Annotated in this window: 13 protein-coding genes; 7 read left to right on the top strand and 6 right to left on the bottom strand. The window is 66.8% G+C overall.

The window, feature by feature from the left end; genetic code table 11:
• Positions 1–183: 183 nt before the first annotated feature.
• Positions 184–654 carry an Lrp/AsnC family transcriptional regulator gene (locus ACVN9Z_RS14320; RefSeq protein WP_006389379.1) on the bottom strand — a complete coding sequence of 157 codons (471 nt, stop codon included), beginning with the start codon at positions 652–654 and terminating at the stop codon, positions 184–186.
• A gap of 192 nt (positions 655–846) precedes the next feature.
• Between ACVN9Z_RS14320 and ACVN9Z_RS14315 the strand changes: the two genes are divergently transcribed.
• The 4 genes from ACVN9Z_RS14315 (at position 847) to ACVN9Z_RS14300 (ending at position 5,976) form a co-directional block, all read left to right on the top strand.
• Complete coding sequence (locus tag ACVN9Z_RS14315; protein ID WP_049054423.1) at positions 847–1,863, top strand: 1-aminocyclopropane-1-carboxylate deaminase; 1,017 nt, start codon at positions 847–849, stop codon at positions 1,861–1,863.
• Positions 1,864–2,089: 226 nt separating this feature from the next.
• The gene (puuE, locus tag ACVN9Z_RS14310; RefSeq protein WP_006389377.1) at positions 2,090–3,034 is read left to right on the top strand and encodes an allantoinase PuuE; all 945 of its coding nucleotides are present in this window, start codon (positions 2,090–2,092) and stop codon (positions 3,032–3,034) included.
• Between the two features lie 11 nt (positions 3,035–3,045).
• Entirely contained in the window at positions 3,046–4,740 is a 1,695-nt protein-coding gene (locus ACVN9Z_RS14305; protein WP_054517557.1) for a hydantoinase/carbamoylase family amidase, read from the top strand.
• Positions 4,741–4,743: 3 nt separating this feature from the next.
• Positions 4,744–5,976, top strand: coding sequence for a M20 family metallopeptidase (locus ACVN9Z_RS14300; RefSeq protein WP_024068144.1), 1,233 nt, complete (start codon positions 4,744–4,746; stop codon positions 5,974–5,976).
• A gap of 59 nt (positions 5,977–6,035) precedes the next feature.
• Here the strand turns inward: ACVN9Z_RS14300 and ACVN9Z_RS14295 are convergent, their stop codons facing one another.
• Positions 6,036–8,093, bottom strand: a complete 2,058-nt coding sequence (locus ACVN9Z_RS14295) for an OPT family oligopeptide transporter (RefSeq protein ID WP_241076990.1) — start codon at positions 8,091–8,093, stop codon at positions 6,036–6,038.
• 296 nt (positions 8,094–8,389) lie between these two features.
• On the opposite strand from ACVN9Z_RS14295, the gene mdeB reads away from it, so the two are divergent.
• The 3 genes from mdeB to ACVN9Z_RS14280 all read left to right on the top strand — a co-directional run bounded on the left by mdeB (position 8,390) and on the right by ACVN9Z_RS14280 (position 14,221).
• Complete coding sequence (mdeB, locus tag ACVN9Z_RS14290) at positions 8,390–11,077, top strand: alpha-ketoglutarate dehydrogenase (protein WP_054448095.1); 2,688 nt, start codon at positions 8,390–8,392, stop codon at positions 11,075–11,077.
• A gap of 243 nt (positions 11,078–11,320) precedes the next feature.
• Positions 11,321–13,618 (top strand): NADP-dependent malic enzyme, encoded by a 2,298-nt coding sequence (locus ACVN9Z_RS14285; protein ID WP_006389370.1) that lies wholly within the window; start codon positions 11,321–11,323, stop codon positions 13,616–13,618.
• A gap of 150 nt (positions 13,619–13,768) precedes the next feature.
• Positions 13,769–14,221: a DUF2214 family protein gene (locus tag ACVN9Z_RS14280; RefSeq protein WP_006389369.1), complete on the top strand. Its 453-nt coding sequence runs from the start codon at positions 13,769–13,771 to the stop codon at positions 14,219–14,221.
• Positions 14,222–14,258: 37 nt separating this feature from the next.
• On the opposite strand, the gene ACVN9Z_RS14275 is transcribed toward ACVN9Z_RS14280, so the two are convergent.
• The 4 genes from ACVN9Z_RS14275 to ACVN9Z_RS14260 form a co-directional block, all read right to left on the bottom strand.
• Positions 14,259–15,389 (bottom strand): hypothetical protein, encoded by a 1,131-nt coding sequence (locus tag ACVN9Z_RS14275; protein WP_458213481.1) that lies wholly within the window; start codon positions 15,387–15,389, stop codon positions 14,259–14,261.
• 80 nt (positions 15,390–15,469) lie between these two features.
• Positions 15,470–16,780, bottom strand: a complete 1,311-nt coding sequence (locus tag ACVN9Z_RS14270) for a citrate synthase (RefSeq protein ID WP_006389367.1) — start codon at positions 16,778–16,780, stop codon at positions 15,470–15,472.
• A 19-nt stretch (positions 16,781–16,799) separates the two neighbouring features.
• Positions 16,800–17,060: a succinate dehydrogenase assembly factor 2 gene (locus tag ACVN9Z_RS14265; RefSeq protein ID WP_026384752.1), complete on the bottom strand. Its 261-nt coding sequence runs from the start codon at positions 17,058–17,060 to the stop codon at positions 16,800–16,802.
• A 26-nt stretch (positions 17,061–17,086) separates the two neighbouring features.
• Entirely contained in the window at positions 17,087–17,803 is a 717-nt protein-coding gene (locus ACVN9Z_RS14260) for a succinate dehydrogenase iron-sulfur subunit (RefSeq protein ID WP_024068140.1), read from the bottom strand.
• Positions 17,804–17,819: the final 16 nt, after the last annotated feature.

Raw genomic sequence — 17,819 nt, 5'->3', positions numbered from 1 at the left:
TATGGGCGTCTTCTTGCGATTGCGTGACGCAAAAGCGCATGCGGAATGGCTTCATGCGGTGTTGGAATGTCCGCGCAACCCCTGCAATTACGCCGTCTACGCGCCAGCAAGTTCCGCCAACGAAAAATGCCGCATTGCGGCATTTTTTTCGGCTTCCGCGCCGGATGTTGCGCAATTGCCTCGTCAGAGCGGCAATTCGGTGGTCGACAGGATCTCCTTGAGCACGAAAAAAGTGCGGATCTGGCGCACGCCGGGCAGCTTGATGATCTCGCCCGCGTGCAACTTGTTGAAGCGTTCCAGGTCGCGGATGCGCAGCATCAGGAAGTAGTCGAACTCACCGGCCACCAGATGGCATTCGAGGCAACCGCTGATGCCGCGCGCGGCCGCCTCGAAATCGGTGAAGGACTCGGGCGTGGAGCGGTCCAGCACCACTCCGACGATGACCAGCGTGGCCATCTCGACCTCGGCCGGTTCCAGCAGCGCCACCGTCTTGCGGATGACGCCCTCGGCGCGCAGCTTTTCCACCCGCCGCAGGCAGGCCGCGGGGCTGAGGTGTACGCGCGCGCTCAGGTCCAGGTTCGTGATCTGGGCATCCTGCTGCAGCAGGCGCAGGATCTGGCGGTCGATGCGATCCAGCCCGGCGATGGCGGCCATTTAATATGTCCCTATAAAATTTAATTCGGTATTTATTCTTTGTTCATAAATATTAGATCGAAAAATAAATTCTCTGAAAAATTTAGACTGGATAAATCCCAAAAATACGCAATTGACCAATAATCCGACCGGTTCCTATGATTTTTCCATCCGCGGCGCCGTCCGCCCGGACCGACACTCCCAGGAGCCCGCATGGATCTGCAACGCTTTCCCCGCCATCGCCTGACCTTCGGCGACACTCCCATCGAGAAGCTCGAGCGCCTGTCCGCCCACCTCGGCGGCAAGGTCGAGATCTACGCCAAGCGCGAAGACTGCAACAGCGGCCTGGCGTTCGGCGGCAACAAGCTGCGCAAGCTGGAATACCTGATTCCGCAGGCGCTGGAACAGGGTTGCGATACCCTCGTGACCATCGGCGGCATCCAGTCCAACCACACCCGCATGGTGGCGGCCGTGGCCGCCAAGCTCGGGCTGGCCTGCGTGCTGGTGCAGGAAAACTGGGTGGACTATTCCGACGCGGTCTACGACCGGGTCGGCAACATCATGATGAGCCGCCTGATGGGCGCCGACGTGCGCCTGGTGGACCAAGGCTTCGACATCGGCTTCCGCCGCAGTTGGGAAGAGGCGCTGGAAGACGTGCGCAAGCGCGGCGGCAAGCCCTATGCCATTCCGGCCGGCGCCTCCGACCATGAACTGGGCGGATTGGGCTACGTGGGCTTCGCCGAGGAAGTGCGGCGGCAGGAGGCCGAACTGGGCTTCAAGTTCGACTACATCGTGGTCTGCGCCGTCACCGGCAGCACGCAGGCCGGCATGGTGGTGGGCTTTGCCGCCGACGGTCGCGCCGACCGCGTCATCGGCATCGACGCCTCGGCCACGCCCGACCAGACCCGCGCCCAGATCCTGCGCATCGCGCGCCGCACCGCGGACCTGGTGGGCTTGCAGCGCCCCATCACCGACAGCGACGTGGTGCTGGATACGCGCTACGCCTACCCGGCCTACGGCCTGCCGTCGGCCGAGACCAACGAAGCCATCCGCCTGTGCGCGCGGCTCGAAGGGATGATGACCGACCCGGTGTACGAGGGCAAATCGATGCAGGGCATGATGGACATCGTGCGGCGCGGGGAAATCCCGGCCGGCTCGCGGGTGCTGTACGCGCATCTCGGGGGGGTGCCGGCGATCAACGCCTACAGCTTTCTCTACCGCAACGGCTGACGGCGGCTACGGCGCCAGCGGCTGGCCCTGCGGCGATCTGCGCTGAACGTCCGTTTTCCGATGTCCCCGAACAACCCGCCGGCAGCGCATGCCGGCGGGTTGTTCGCTTCATGGCGGCCGGCCTTGCGTGCCGTATTAGGGTCATCACTAATGATGTACATAAATTGTATACAAACAATGCGGTTTACCTTATCGTGTCGAACACGATGTCCACGCTTGCCCAGCCATGAGCACCTACGACGCCACTGACTCCTATCCGCGCGACCTGATCGGCTACGGCCGCAACCCGCCGCATGCGCAATGGCCCGGCAACGCCCGCATCGCGGTGCAGTTCGTGCTCAATTACGAGGAAGGCGGCGAGAACTGCGTCTTGCACGGCGACGCCGGCTCCGAACAGTTCCTGTCCGAGATGTTCAACCCGGCCAGCTACCCGGAACGCCACCTGAGCATGGAAGGCATCTACGAGTATGGCTCGCGCGTGGGCGTCTGGCGCATCCTGCGCGAATTCGAAAAGCGCGGCCTGCCGCTGACGGTGTTCGCCGTCGGCATGGCGCTGCAACGCCACCCCGAGCTGGCCGCGGCGCTGGTCGAACTGGACCACGAGATCGCCTGCCACGGCTGGCGCTGGGTGCACTACCAGAACGTGGACGAAGCCACCGAACGCGAGCACATGCGCCTGGGCATGGACGCCATCGCGCAACTGACCGGCGCGCGCCCGCTCGGCTGGTACACCGGCCGCGACAGTCCGCGCACCCGCCGCCTGGTGGCGGACTACGGCGGCTTCGAGTACGACAGCGACTACTACGGCGACGACCTGCCGTTCTGGATGCGGGTGCAAAAGAGCGACGGCAGCGTGGCGCCGCAGTTGATCGTGCCCTACACGCTGGACTGCAACGACATGCGCTTCGCGCTGCCGCAGGGCTATTCGCACGCCGATCCGTTCTTCCAGTACTTGAAGGACAGCTTCGACGCGCTCTACGCCGAAGGCGACGAAGCGCCCAAGATGCTCAGCATCGGCATGCATTGCCGCCTGCTGGGCCGGCCGGGCCGCATCGTCGCCCTGCAACGCTTCCTGGACCACATCGCGCGCCACGACCGCGTCTGGGTCTGCCGGCGGCTGGACATCGCCCGCCACTGGCAGGCGCGCCATCCCTATCAACCCGCTCCCTGAACGGCGCAACCATGGCCCACACCCTCGCCCAATTCAACGACGCCACGCCGCAAGGCGCGGCCGCCATGCTGGCCGACCTGTATCCGCACGCGCCCTGGGCCGCGGAGCAGGCGGTGCGCGCGCGACCGATGCACAGCGTGGCCCAGTTGCAGCTGGCGCTGCAACGCGCGGTGGACGACGCCGATGCCGCCACGCAACTGGCGCTGCTGCGCGCCCAGCCTGCGCCCGATGCGGGAACCGACGCCGCCGCGCTGATCGCCGACCATGCCGCGCGTTTCGGCTTTCCCTTCGTGCTTTCCCGATACAGCCCGCGCGGCGCCAGCCTGCAAGGCACCCAGTTGGTCCAGGCGCTGGAGCGCCGCCGGCACAACGCGCCGGACGACGAACGCCGCGAGGCCCTGCGCCAGTTGCACCGCGACGCTGAAGTGCGGCTGTATGAACGCTTCGGCGTCGAACCGGAGCTGGGCAACGACATCTGGGACTGGCAGGAAAAGCTCAGCGCGCACAGCGACCCGGGCTACGCCGAGAACGGCCAGCTCACCGTCACCTACCTCACCGACGCGCACCGCGCCTGCGCGCAGCGCATCTCGCACTGGATGCGCGACTGCGGCTTCGACGAAGTCGGCATCGACGCGGTCGGCAACGTGGTCGGCCGCTATCACGCGGCCCGCGCCGATGCGCCCATCCTGATGAGCGGCAGCCATTACGACACGGTGCGCAATGCCGGCAAATACGACGGCCGTCTCGGCATCTTCGTGCCGATGGCCTGCGTGCGCGCGCTGCAGCGCCAGGGCCGGCGCCTGCCCTACGCCATCGAAGTGATCGCCTTTTCCGAAGAAGAAGGCCAGCGCTATCCGGCCACCTTCCTCGGTTCCGGCGCGCTGATCGGCGACTTCCAGCCGCGCTGGCTCGAACAACGGGACGCCGACGGCATCAGCATGCGCGAGGCCATGGCGCGCGCGGGACTGTGCGTCGATGACATTCCCAAGCTCAAGCGCGACCCGGCCCGTTACCTGGGCTTCGTCGAAGTGCACATCGAACAGGGTCCCGTGCTGAACGAAATGGGCCTGCCGCTGGGCGTGGTCACCTCCATCAACGGCTGCGTGCGCTACCGCGTGCGGATCCACGGCACCGCCTGCCACGCCGGCACCACGCCGATGGATCGACGCCGCGACGCCGCCGTGGCCGCGGCCGAACTGATCGTGTTCGTCGAAGGCCGCGCCGCGCGCGACGGCGACTCGGTCGGCACCGTCGGCATGCTGGAAGTGCCCAACGGCTCGATCAACGTGGTGCCCGGCGAATGCCGCTTCAGCCTCGACCTGCGCGCCCCCAGCGACCCGCAGCGCGATGCGCTGGCCAGCGACGTGCTGGCCGAACTGGAAGCGATCTGCCTGCGCCGCGGCCTGCGCTACACGCTCGAGGAAACCATGCGCGCCGCCGCCGCGCCCAGCGCGCCGGCCTGGCAGCAGCGCTGGGAACGCGCGGTGCAAGCGCTGGGCGTGCCGGTGCATTGCATGCCCAGCGGCGCCGGCCACGACGCCATGAAGCTGCACGAGATCATGCCGCAGGCCATGCTGTTCGTGCGCGGCCAGAACGCCGGCATCAGCCACAACCCGCTCGAATCCACCACCAACCACGACATGCAGCTGGCCGCACAGGCGATGCAGCGGCTGCTCGACGATCTCGCCAACGACGCAACGAGCTGAACCATGACCGATTACGCCCGACTCGACGCCTGGGTGGACGCCCACTTCGACGAAGAAGTGCGCTTCCTGCAGGAACTGGTGCGCGTGCCGACCGACACGCCGCCGGGCAACAACGCCCCGCACGCCGTCCGCACCGCCGAACTGCTGCAGGGCTTCGGCCTGGCGGCCGAGTCCCATCCCGTGCCGGCCGATGAAGTGCGCGCCTACGGCATGGAGTCCATCACCAACCTGATCGTACGGCGCGAATATGGCGCCGGCGGCCGCCGCGTCGCGCTCAACGCCCACGGCGACGTGGTGCCGCCCGGCGACGGCTGGGAGCACGATCCGTACGGCGCCCAGATCGAGGACGGCTGCCTCTACGGCCGCGCTGCCGCGGTCAGCAAGAGCGACTTCGCCAGCTTCACCTTCGCGCTGCGGGCGCTGGAAGCCGTGGCCCGTCCGAGCCAGGGCGCGGTTGAACTGCACTTCACCTACGACGAGGAATTCGGCGGCCTGCTCGGTCCCGGCTGGCTGCTGCGCCAGGGCCTGACGAAACCCGACCTGCTGATCGCGGCCGGCTTCAGCTATGAGGTCGTGACGGCGCACAACGGCTGCCTGCAGATGGAAGTGACGGTGCACGGCAAGATGGCGCACGCCGCCATCCCCGCCACCGGCGTGGACGCGCTGCAAGGCGCGGTGGCCATCATGAACGCGCTCTACGCGCAGAACGCGCGCTACCGCGAGATCACTTCGCGGGTCGAAGGCATCAGCCATCCCTACCTGAACATCGGGCGCATCGAGGGCGGCACCAACACCAACGTGGTGCCCGGCAAGGTCGTGTTCAAGCTCGACCGCCGCATGATTCCGGAGGAGAACGCGGCCGAGGTGGAAGCCGACATCCGCCGCATCATCGGAGAGGCCGCGGCCGCCACGCCCGGCATCCGCGTCGAGATCAAGCGCCTGCTGCTGGCCAACGCCATGCGGCCGCTGCCCGGCAACCAGCCGCTGGTCGACGCCATCCGCAGGCACGGCCAGGAGCTGTTCGGCGAATCGATCCCCGCCATGGGCACGCCGCTCTATACCGACGTGCGCCTGTATGCCGAAGCCGGCATCCCCGGCGTGATCTACGGCGCCGGGCCCCGCACCGTGCTGGAATCGCACGCCAAGCGCAACGACGAGCGCGTGGTGCTGGAAGACCTGCGCCGCGCCACCAAGGTCATCGCCCGCACGCTGGCCGACCTGCTCCAGCCGGCATGAAAAAAGGGCATGACGCGCGCGTCATGCCCTTTCTGTCCTTGCCTGGCGCGACGCCTGGCCTATGGCTGCGCCAGGCGCATCACCCGGCGCCAGAACAGCACCGCCACCAGCGCGAACACCGCCAATCCCAGGAACGAAGCGGTGCGCGCGAATTCCTCGCCCGCGATCGCCAGCGGCGCGTCGGTGCCGGAGGCGCCGATGATCGCCGCCATCACCACCCCCACCAGGCTCTCGCCCACGATCAGGCCCGAGGCGATCAGCACGCCGCGCCGGTTGGCGGCGTCGGCGAACGATACATAGTCCTTGCCGGCGGCCGCCGCGCGGCGGCGCAGCGCGCGCTCCAGCAGCCAGGCCAGCAGCGCGCCCACCACGATCGGCGCCGCCACGGTCGGCGGCAGGTAGATGCCGATGCCCACCGCCAGCACCGGGATGCGGGCCACCTTGCAGGTGCGCTTGAGGATCTCGTCCACCACGATCAGGCCGACGCCCACCGCCATGCCGATCAGGATCATGGTCCAGTTCAGCTGGTGCGTGAAGATGCCGCGCGCGATCGCCAGCATCAGCGTGGCCTGCGGCGCCGACAGCGCCTGGGACGGGTCCATGCCTTCGCGCGGCATCGCATCGGCGAAGCCGTAGGCGTTGTACAGCAGGTCCAGCACCGGCGAGATCACCGCCGCGCCAAGGACGCAACCGATCAATAGCGCCACTTGCTGGCGCCACGGGGTCGCGCCGACCAGCCAGCCGGTCTTCAGGTCCTGCAGATTGTCATTGGAGATCGAGGCCACCGCCACCACCGCCGACGTGCTGAAGATCGCCAGCGCGATGGTCATCTGCACGCCATTCTGCACCGCCAGCAGTTCACCGCCCAGGACCAGCAGCAACAGCGACACCAGCACGATGGCAACGATGCCCACGCCCGAGATCGGGCTGGTCGAGGTGCCCACCAGGCCGGCCATGTAGCCGCAGGCCGCCGCCACCAGGAAGCCGAATACGAAGGCGAACAACACCGCGTAGGCCACCAGCTTCCAGACCGCCGCGGCCGACAGCGGCGCGTCCGCCAGGAACACCTGGAACGTGATCACCAGCACCGCCACCAGCACCAGCGTGACGACCGAGATCCAGCCCGCGGACAGGTCGCGCTCGGTGCGCGGCGCCTTGCCGGCGCGCGCCGCGCCCGCGCGGGTCAACGCCGAGAAGGAGGCCTTGACGCCACGCGCCATCGGCATGAACAGCGTCGCCAGCGTCCAGATGGCGCCTACGCCGATCACGCCGGCGCCGATGAAGCGCACCTGCGACGACCACAATCCGGTGGCGAACTTCGCCAGCGACATGTCCGCGGGGATCTCGGCCATCGAGGTCAGGATCGGCACCGCGATGCCCCACGAGATCACCAGGCCGGTCAGCATGGCCAGGCCGGCCACGATGCCGATCAGGTAGCCGGCGCCCAGCAGCGCCAGCGAAAACCCCATCGGCAGCCGGAACACCGCGCCACCCAGCGCGAACCAGCCGCTGACGCCGTCGCCCAGCACCCGCAGGCCGCTGGCCGCGAAGCTGACCGCTGCCGCCGCCACGCCGCCGCTGACGATGTCGCCCATGCCGGTGGCGGCCGGCCCGGCCGGCGCCCGCCCGGCATCCGCTGCCACGTCCTGGGCGCGCTCGGCGCTGCCGACCCGCAGGATCTCCGCCGCCGCCACGCCTTCCGGGTACGGCAGGTCGCTCTGCACCACCATCACGTGGCGCAGCGGAATCGTGAACATCACGCCCAGCATGCCGCCAGCGGCGCAGATGCCCAGGGTCTGCCAGAACGGAAAGCCCTGCCAGTGGCCCATCATGACCAGGGCGGGCAGGATGAAGATGATGGCAGACAGCGTGCCGGCCGCCGAGGCCTGCGTCTGCACCATGTTGTTCTCGAGGATGTTGGCGTCCTTGAACAGGCGCAACACCGACATGGAAATCACCGCCGCCGGGATCGCCGACGAGAAGGTCAGGCCGACCTTGAGCCCCAGGAACACGTTGGAGGCGGTAAAGATGATGGTGATCACTGCGCCCAGCAGCACGCCGCGGAACGTCAGTTCCGGTAGCGTGACCTCTGCCGGGACGCTGGTGGGTTGAGTCATTGAAGTCTCCCTTTACTGGCCGGGACGCGATCCCGCCTGTGGGGCGGGACGGCCCCGGCTATCAGGGCGTTGCCGCCCTGTCTGGTTGCCGGTTTGTTTTTTATGAAGGGCGAATTCTAGCGCCTTGGCGTCCAGCAGGTGGTCACCACCGGTAAGCGGCCCTGGGCGGCAGATCCTGCCGCCCATCCCCAGCCTGGCAAACGATTATGCTGAAAACCTGCTTTTCACGGCGGTATTTTGATCACCCATGCCCCGTGGACAGGACTAGCATGGCGCTACAAGGAGACAAAACCATCATGTGCGACGCCAGCCATTCCTCCGCCGGACCAGACCCCCGGCATGACGCCGATCCGGCCGAAACCGCCGAGTGGCGCGACGGCCTGCAGTCCCTGGTCGAGGCCTCGGGCGCCGAGCGGGCCGGCTATGTGCTGGATAACCTGCTGGGGCATGCCGCCACGCTGGGACTGCGCGCCAACAGCCAGACGCGCACCGCCTACCTGAACACCATTCCCGCCGACCAGGAACCTCCCTTTCCCGGCAACCTGGCGGTCGAGGAACGCATCGCCCGCATCAACCGCTGGAACGCGCTGGCCATGGTGGTGCGCGCCAACCAGGCCCATGGCGAGCTGGGTGGCCACATCGCCAGCTACGCCTCGGCCGCCGACCTGTTCGAGGTCGGCTTCAACCACTTCTTCCGCGCCGCCGGCGCCGACGGTCCGGGCGACCTGGTCTACATGCAACCGCACTCGGCGCCCGGCGTCTACGCCCGCGCCTACCTCGAAGGCTTCCTCAGCGAGGACGACCTGGCCCACTTCCGCCAGGAAATCACCGCCACCTCGCGCGGCCTGCGCGGGCTGTCGTCGTACCCGCACCCGTGGTTGATGCCGGACTTCTGGCAGTTCCCGACCGGCTCGATGGGCATCGGCCCCATCAACGCCATCTACCAGGCGCGCTTCATGCGCTACCTGGAACACCGTTCGCTGGTGCCGGGGGGCGACCGCAAGGTCTGGGGCATCTTCGGCGACGGCGAGATGGACGAGCCCGAATCCATCGCCGCGCTGACCCTGGCCGCGCGCGAAAAGCTCGACAACCTGGTGTTCGTGGTCAACTGCAACCTGCAGCGCCTGGACGGCCCGGTGCGCGGCAACGGCCGCATCATCGACGAACTCGAAACCCTGTACGCCGGCGCCGGCTGGAACGTCATCAAGCTGGTCTGGGGCAGCGACTGGGACGCCCTGCTGCGCCGGGACGGCAACGGCGCCCTGGCGCGCGCCTTCGCCAACACGGTGGACGGCCAGTTCCAGACCTTCGCCGCCAACGACGGCGCCTTCAACCGCGCCCACTTCTTCAACCAGAATCCCGAACTGGCGGCGCTGGTGGCCGACTGGACCGACGAAGCCATCGACCGGTTGCATCGCGGCGGCCACGACATGGTCAAGATCCACGCCGCGTATCACCGCGCCGCGCATCACCGCGGCCAGCCCACCGTGATCCTGGCGCAGACCAAGAAGGGCTTCGGCATGGGCGCGGCCGGCCAGGGCAAGATGACCACCCACCAGCAGAAGAAGCTGGACGACGAGGCGCTGCTGGCGTTCCGCGACCGCTTCGCCCTGCCGATCTCCGACGCCGACTGCCTGGCGCTCAAGTTCTACCGTCCCGCCGACGACAGCGCCGAGCTGCGCCACCTGCAGGCGCGCCGCGCCGCGCTGGGCGGCCACATCCCGCGCCGCCGGACGCAGGCGCCGCGCCTGTCGCCGCCCGCGGTCGATCAATGGGCCCGCTTCGCGCTCAACGCCGACGGCAAGGAAATGTCGTCCACCATGGCCATCGTGCGCATGCTGACGGCGCTGTTGAAAGACCCGCAGGTCGGCCCGCGCATCGTGCCCATCGTGGCCGACGAAGCGCGCACCTTCGGCATGGCCAACCTGTTCCGCCAGATCGGCATCTATTCGGCGCAAGGCCAGCTGTACGAACCCGAGGACATCGGCTCGGTGCTGTACTACCGCGAGGCGCGCGACGGCCAGATCCTGGAAGAAGGCATCACCGAGGCGGGCGCGATCTCGTCGTGGACGGCGGCCGGCACCAGCTACTCGGTCAACGGGCTGCCGATGCTGCCCTTCTATATCTATTACTCGATGTTCGGCTTCCAGCGCATCGGCGACCTGATCTGGGCCGCGGCCGACCAACGCACGCGCGGCTTCCTCATCGGCGCCACCTCCGGCCGCACCACGCTGGGCGGCGAAGGCTTGCAGCACCAGGACGGCTCCAGCCACATCATGGCCGCGGCCGTGCCCAACTGCCGCGCCTACGATCCGGCCTACGCCTATGAAGTCGCGGTGATCGTCGAATACGGCATGCGCCGCATGCTGGACGAACAGCGCGACGAATTCTTCTACCTGACCGTCACCAACGAAAACCTGGCGCAGCCCGACCTGCCGCGGGACGGCGCGGCGGCCGAGGGCATTCTGCGCGGCATGTACCGCCTGCGCCCGGCCCGCCAGCAGGCGGCCGTGCGCCTGCTGGGCGCCGGCCCCATGCTGCGCGAAGCGGAAATGGCCGCCGAGCGCCTGCATGCGGAATACGGCGTGGATGCCGAGGTCTGGAGCGTGACCAGCTTCTCCGAACTGGCGCGCGACGGCCGCGAGGCCGAACGCGCCCGCGCGCTCGGCCTGCCTGCCGCGCCGGACGCGGACTGGGTGCGCGCCTGCCTGGGCGGCAGCGACGCGCCGGTGGTGGCCGCGACCGACTACGTGCGCGCCGTGCCCGAGCAGATCCGCGCCTGGGTGCCCGCGCCCTACCGCACGCTGGGCACCGACGGCTTCGGCCGCAGCGACACCCGCGCCCGCCTGCGTGACTTCTTCGAAGTCAGCGCCGACTGGATCGTGCTGCATGCGCTGGACAGCCTGGGCCGGCAGGAGCAAGCCAACGCATTGCGCCTCAAACTGGGCGCGGCCGATCGCGCCACGCCGCCCTGGGCGCAATAACACCCTGAAAGCAAAGGAGAAAAGCCCCGAACCGGGGCTTTTCTCCTTTTTCACCGGCGTCATCACGAAGCGCGCCGCCTTGATCAAAATCGGACGATCGCTGCGGTGCAGCAACCAATTCGCGCCGCTTTCTGTTGAAATACGGGTGTTCCCTAAGCATTTCCCAAAGAATACGGCGGGCCGCGAGCCCGCTTTTTGCTTTCCGCTTTTTACCTACAGTTAGCGCCGAAAAGGCTGTATCCCATGGACGAAACCCTCACCAAGCTGGCGTTGGATTACCACGCCTATCCCACCCCCGGCAAAATCTCGGTCACCCCGACCAAGCCCCTCGCCAACCAGGACGACCTGTCGCTGGCGTACTCGCCCGGCGTGGCCGCCGCCTGCATGGCCATCTTCGACCAGGGCGACGACGCCGCGTCCAAGTACACCTCGCGCGGCAACCTGGTGGGCGTGATCACCAACGGCACGGCCGTGCTGGGCCTGGGCAACATCGGCCCGCTGGCCGCCAAGCCGGTCATGGAAGGCAAGGGCTGCCTGTTCAAGAAGTTCGCCGGCATCGACGTGTTCGACATCGAACTGGCCGAGAACGACCCCGACAAGCTGGTCGACATCATCGCCGCGCTCGAGCCCACGCTCGGCGGCGTAAACCTCGAGGACATCAAGGCGCCCGAGTGCTTCTACATCGAGAAGAAGCTGCGCGAACGCATGAAGATCCCCGTCTTCCACGACGACCAGCACGGCACCGCCATCATCTCGTCGGCCGCCATCCTGAACGGCCTGAAGGTCGTGGGCAAGGACATCGGCACGGTCAAGCTGGCCTGCTCGGGCGCCGGCGCCGCCGCCATCGCCTGCCTGGACCTGCTGGTGCACCTGGGCGTCAAGCGCGAGAACATCTACGTGGTGGATTCGCGCGGCGTGATCTGGGAAGGCCGCGATGAAAACATGGAAGCCAACAAGAAGCGCTACGCGCAGAAGACCGACGCGCGCACGCTGGCCGACGTGGTCAACGGCGCCGACGTGTTCCTGGGCTGCTCGACCGCCGGCGTGCTGACCGCCGACATGGTCAAGACCATGGCCGATCGTCCGCTGATCCTGGCGCTGGCCAACCCGGAACCGGAAATCCGCCCGGAAGTCGCCAAGGCCGCCCGCCCGGACTGCATCATCGCCACCGGCCGTTCGGACTACCCGAACCAGGTCAACAACGTGCTGTGCTTCCCCTTCATCTTCCGCGGCGCCATGGATGCCGGCGCCTCGCGCATCACCGAGGAAATGAAGCTGGCGTGCGTCAAGGCCATCGCCGAGCTGGCCCAGGCCGAGCAGAACGATGAAGTGGCCCGCGCCTACGCCGGCCAGGAACTGTCGTTCGGCCCCGACTACATCATCCCCAAGCCGTTCGACCCGCGCCTGATCGTGCAGATCGCCCCGGCCGTGGCCCAGGCTGCCGCCGACTCCGGCGTGGCGGCCCGTCCGATCGAGGACATCGAGGCCTACCGCCAGAAGCTGATGGGCTTCGTCTACCACTCGGGCCAGCTGATGCGCCCGCTGTTCGCCCAGGCCAAGAAGGCGCCCAAGCGCGTCATCTACGCCGACGGCGAAGACGAGCGCGTGCTGCGCGCGGTGCAGACCGTGGCCGACGAAAAGCTGGCGTTCCCGATCCTGATCGGCCGCCCGTCGGTGATCGAGATGCGCATCAAGAAGTTCGGCCTGCGCCTGATCGCCGGCCAGCACTTCGAGATCGTCGATCCCGAGGACGACAGCCGCTTCAACGAAACCTGGAGCGCGTACTACCAGCTCAAGGGCCGCGAAGGCGTGACCCCGGCCATCGCCAAGGCGATGATCCGCAAGCACAACACGCTGATCGGCGCGATGCTGCTGCGCCGCGGCGATGCCGACGCGCTGCTGTGCGGCGTGGCCAGCAAGTACGACAACCAGCTCAAGTACATCGACGAAATCATCGGCAAGAAGGAAGGCCAGACCTACGCCGCCCTGAACGTGCTGATGCTGCCCGACCAGACGCTGTTCGTCACCGACACCCACGTCAACGAGAACCCGTCGGCCGAGGAAGTCGCCAACATCACCATCCAGGCCGCCGACGAGATGCTGCGTTTCGGCGTGGTGCCCAAGATCGCCCTGCTGTCGCATTCGAACTTCGGCAGCCGCGTCACGGAGTCGTCGCGCAAGATGGCCGCCGCGCGCCAGCTGGTGCAGGACCGCGCGCCCGACCTGGAAGTGGACGGCGAAATGCACGCCGACGCCGCCCTGTCGGAAAAGATCCGCGTGCTGGCCTACCCGGACAGCACCCTGAAGGGCCGCGCCAACCTGCTGGTCATGCCGACGCTGGACACCGGCAACATCACGTACAACATGCTGAAGATGACGGGCAGCAATGGCGTCGCGATGGGTCCGATCCTGCTGGGCGCCGCGCGCCCGGTGCACATCCTGACGACCAGCGCCACCGTGCGCCGCATCGTCAACATGACCGCGCTGGCCGTGGTCGATGCGCAGCAGGAAGCCGCCGAAGCCGCCAAGAAGCGCCGTTGATCGCATTGCGCTGATCGGCACGCAAGGGACGCCCCGCGGGGCGTCCTTTTTTTCTGTCCTGCTTGATGCCACGATAGTGCGCGGCGACGGGCCAATGGTAAAAACGGAGCAGAGACTCCCCTCGCCCCTTCCCTACCGGAGCCCGACCCTATGCTGCTCGACGCCTTCCTGGCCTGGTTTCATTTCCTGGCCATCTTCGTGCTGGTGGTGGTGCTGACCGCCGAAGCGGTGCTGCTGCGCCCCGACCTGACGCCAGCCACGCTCAAGCGCCTGGTGATCTACGACCGGCTGTACCTGCTCAGCGCGATCCTAGTGCTGGCCACCGGCGTGCTGCGCCTGATGCTGGGCATCAAGGGCGCCGCCTTCTACATGGGCAACCCCTGGTTCCACGCCAAGATCACGCTGTTCGTCATCATCGGCCTCTGTTCGATCCCGCCCACACTGGCCTTCCTGCGCTGGGCCAAACAGGCGCGCCAGCAGCCCGCCTTCGTGCCCGACGCCGCGCAGATCAAGCGCGCCCGCCGCTGGGTGATGATCGAATCACACCTGTTCATCTTCCTGCCGCTGTTCGCCGTGTTGATGGCGCGCGGCATCGGCGCGTAAGGCGCGCACCGCCAGCGAGGCACACGGTCCGCGCGCCTCAGGGACAGCGCGCGCGGGTCGGCTGCGGCATGTCGTCACCGACCGTGATGGTGGCAAAATGGAACACACCCACCGTGTCGTTCTTGACCACGTCCACGACCTCGCCCGCCAGCGTCTGCATCACCGACATGCCCTCGGGCACGTCGGCCAGGCCCTCGCGCCTGGCGACCTGGCCATTCCACGGACTCAACACCAGCACGCCCGGATAGGGTTCACGCTCATCGCCGCGGCCGCGCCGCACCGTCTTGACCTGCGTGCCCGCGGCGTAGCTCACGCCGCCCAGGCGCGTCGGGCAGGCCAGCTCCGCATCGCTCACGCGCAGCAGCCGCCGCTCGCCATCCAGATAGAGGCGCGGCTCGCTCAACGGCAGCCCGAACACCTTGACCGCGACCGGGTCCTTGACCTCGATGCGCCATTGATCCGCATCGCGCGAGCCATCGGTGTAGACGGTGCCGGTCGAACCATAGACGATGGACCCGGGCGCGAGATCCAGTCCCTCGACCCGGTTGCCGGGCCCCAGCACGCACTTGTTCAACGCCACCATCGCGCCATCTTTCGCCACGTCGAATTCAATGTCCTGGGTGGCGTCGCACTGCCAGCCCAACACCGCCTGGCTGCCCGCGCCGCGCAGCAGGACGCTACGCGGATGACGCCCGCGCAGCGCGTAGGTCTCGCTGTCGTATTCGCTGTCCAGGTAGCGCTGCGCGCGCGAGGCCTGCACGCCGTACATGGCCACGGGCTGCGCAAATTCGGCTTCGACGTAGGTTTCCAGCTGGCCCTCATCCTGCAGCTTCAGGCGCGTGCCGGCGGGCATGACAATGCCCGCCACCGTCGTCGGCGCCTGCAGCGTGACGTTGCGGGCAGCCTCGCGGCGGTCGCTTTCACGCTCGATCTGCCAGATCGCGGTCTGCACCCAGCCATAGAAGGCAAACGGCACCGCCAGCACCACGAACACCAGGCTGGAAGTCTTCCAGTACCTGCGGACGGCGCGCCGCGCCCCCTTGCTGGCAATCAGCACCAGCGCCCAGCCAAGCAGCACCAGGCCGGCGAGGAATCCCAGGGAAAGGAAGATGTAGAAGCCCGCGGAGGGCAGCGCTATCGGAATCATGGCCAGGATGATAAACGCCAAAGCGCCACGCCGCGAATGCCCGATCGCCAGGCAACAAAAAACCGCCCGAAGGCGGTTTTTTGTTCACGCGGGAAAGCGTATCAACGCTTGTCCATCGGGGGCACGTCGCGCGTGACCGAACCGGTGAACAGCTGGCGCGGACGGCCGATCTTGTAATCGGGATCCGACAGCATTTCGTTCCACTGGGCGATCCAGCCCACCGTGCGGGCCAGCGCGAAGATGGCCGTGAACAGCGAGGTCGGGATGCCGATGGCGCGCTGGACGATACCCGAGTAGAAGTCCACGTTCGGGTACAGCTTGCGCTGCACGAAGTACGGATCCGACAGGGCGATGCGTTCCAGTTCCATGGCCAGCTTGAACAGCGGATCGTTTTCCAGGCCCAGGGCCGAGAGCACTTCCTTGCACGTTTCCTGCATCAGCTTGGCGCGCGGGTCGTAGTTCTTGTAGACGCGGTGGCCAAAGCCCATCAGGCGCACGCCCGAGTTCTTGTCCTTGACCTTCTCCATGAACTCGCCGACCTTGGCGATGCCGCCGTTGGCTTGCAGTTCTTCGAGCATCTGCAGGCAAGCTTCGTTGGCGCCGCCGTGGGCCGGGCCCCACAGGCAAGCCACGCCGGCCGAGATGGCGGCGAACGGGTTGGTGCCCGACGAACCGCACAGGCGGACCGTGGAGGTCGAGGCGTTCTGCTCGTGGTCGGCGTGCAGGATGAAGATGCGGTCCAGGGCGCGCTCGACGACTTCGTTGACCTTGTACTCTTCGCACGGCGTGGCGAACATCATGCGCAGGAAGTTGCCCGTATAGGACAGGTCGTTCTGCGGGTAGATGAACGGTTGGCCTTGCGAGTACTTGTACGCCATCGCGACCAGCGTCGGCATCTTGGCGATCAGGCGGATGGCCGAGATGTGACGATGCTGCGGGTTCGTGATGTCGGTCGAGTCGTGGTAGAACGCCGACAGCGCGCCCACCAGGCCCGTCAGGACGGCCATCGGGTGGGCGTCGCGACGGAAGCCGCGCAGGAAGAAGTGCAGCTGTTCGTTGACCATCGTGTGATGGGTCACTTGCGAATCGAAGTCGGCCTTCTGTTCCTGGTTCGGCAGTTCGCCGTTCAGGATCAGGTAGCAGATGTCCATGAAATCGCAATTGACGGCCAGCTGTTCGATCGGGTAGCCGCGGTACAGCAGCTCGCCCTTGTCGCCGTCGATGTAGGTGATGCCCGATTCGCAAGCCGCGGTCGACATGAAACCGGGGTCGAACGTGAACATGCCCGTCTGGCCGTACAGCTTGCGGATGTCGATCACATCCGGACCGACCGTGCCCTTGTAGACAGGGAACTCAATGGGTGCGCTGCCGTCCGAGAAGGACAGAGTGGCTTTTTTGTCAGACAGGTTCATGTTTTTTCCTCTCAATTAATCAGAGCGACCGCATCTGGCCGATGATGCCGCGGAGCCGGGGCGTGTCCAGTGCGCCCTCGAGCTCCTTGCGGGCCAGCAGCAGGTCGAGAAGATCGTTGTCTCCCAACTCGAAGAGCTGCGTCAATGCCGTCACGTCATCGTCGGTAAGCTCGGCCTCGTGGGCGTCGAGATACCGGGTGATGATCAAGTCGTTTTCGAGCAGGCCCCGGCGCGCCCGCCAACGCAGACGCGCCCGTTCCAGTTCAGTAAGCCTGCTCATCATTACACCTTAAATACACCAAACTACTAGACCGTGCGACGGACCATCAGTTCCTTGATCTTGCCAATGGCCTTGGTCGGGTTCAGTCCCTTGGGACAGACGTCGACGCAGTTCATGATGGTGTGGCAACGGAACAGGCGGTACGGGTCTTCCAGGTTGTCCAGACGGCTGCCGGTGGCTTCGTCGCGGCTGTCGGCGATGAAGCGGTAGGCTTGCAGCAGGCCGGCCGGGCCGACGAACTTGTCCGGATTCCACCAGAACGACGGGCAGGAAGTGGAACAGCACGCGCACAGGATGCACTCGTACAGGCCATCCAGCTCTTCGCGCGCCTCGGGCGACTGCAGGCGCTCTTTCTCGGGCGGCGGCGTGTCGTTGATGAGGTACGGGCGGATCGAGTGGTACTGGTTGAAGAAGTGCGTCATGTCCACGATCAGGTCGCGGATCACGGGCAGGCCCGGCAGCGGGCGCAGCACGATCGGTTCTTTCAGCTCGCGCAGGTTGGTCGTGCAGGCCAGGCCGTTCTTGCCGTTGATGTTCATGGCGTCCGAACCGCACACGCCTTCACGGCACGAGCGGCGCAGGGCCAGGCTGTCGTCGACGTCGTTCTTGATGCGCACCAGCGCATCGAGCAGCATCTTGTCGGTGGGCTGGAGTTCGACTTCCAGCTTCTGCATGTAGGGGCGCTCGTCCTTGTCCGGATCGTAGCGGTAGATTTCGAACTTGACGATTCTCTTGGTGCTCATAGTAGGCTCTATCCGG

Source organism: Achromobacter sp. KK8, from assembly GCF_054188005.1.
The sequence above is the reverse complement of the archived record's forward strand: the minus strand, read 5'-3'. Positions and strand labels throughout refer to the sequence as shown.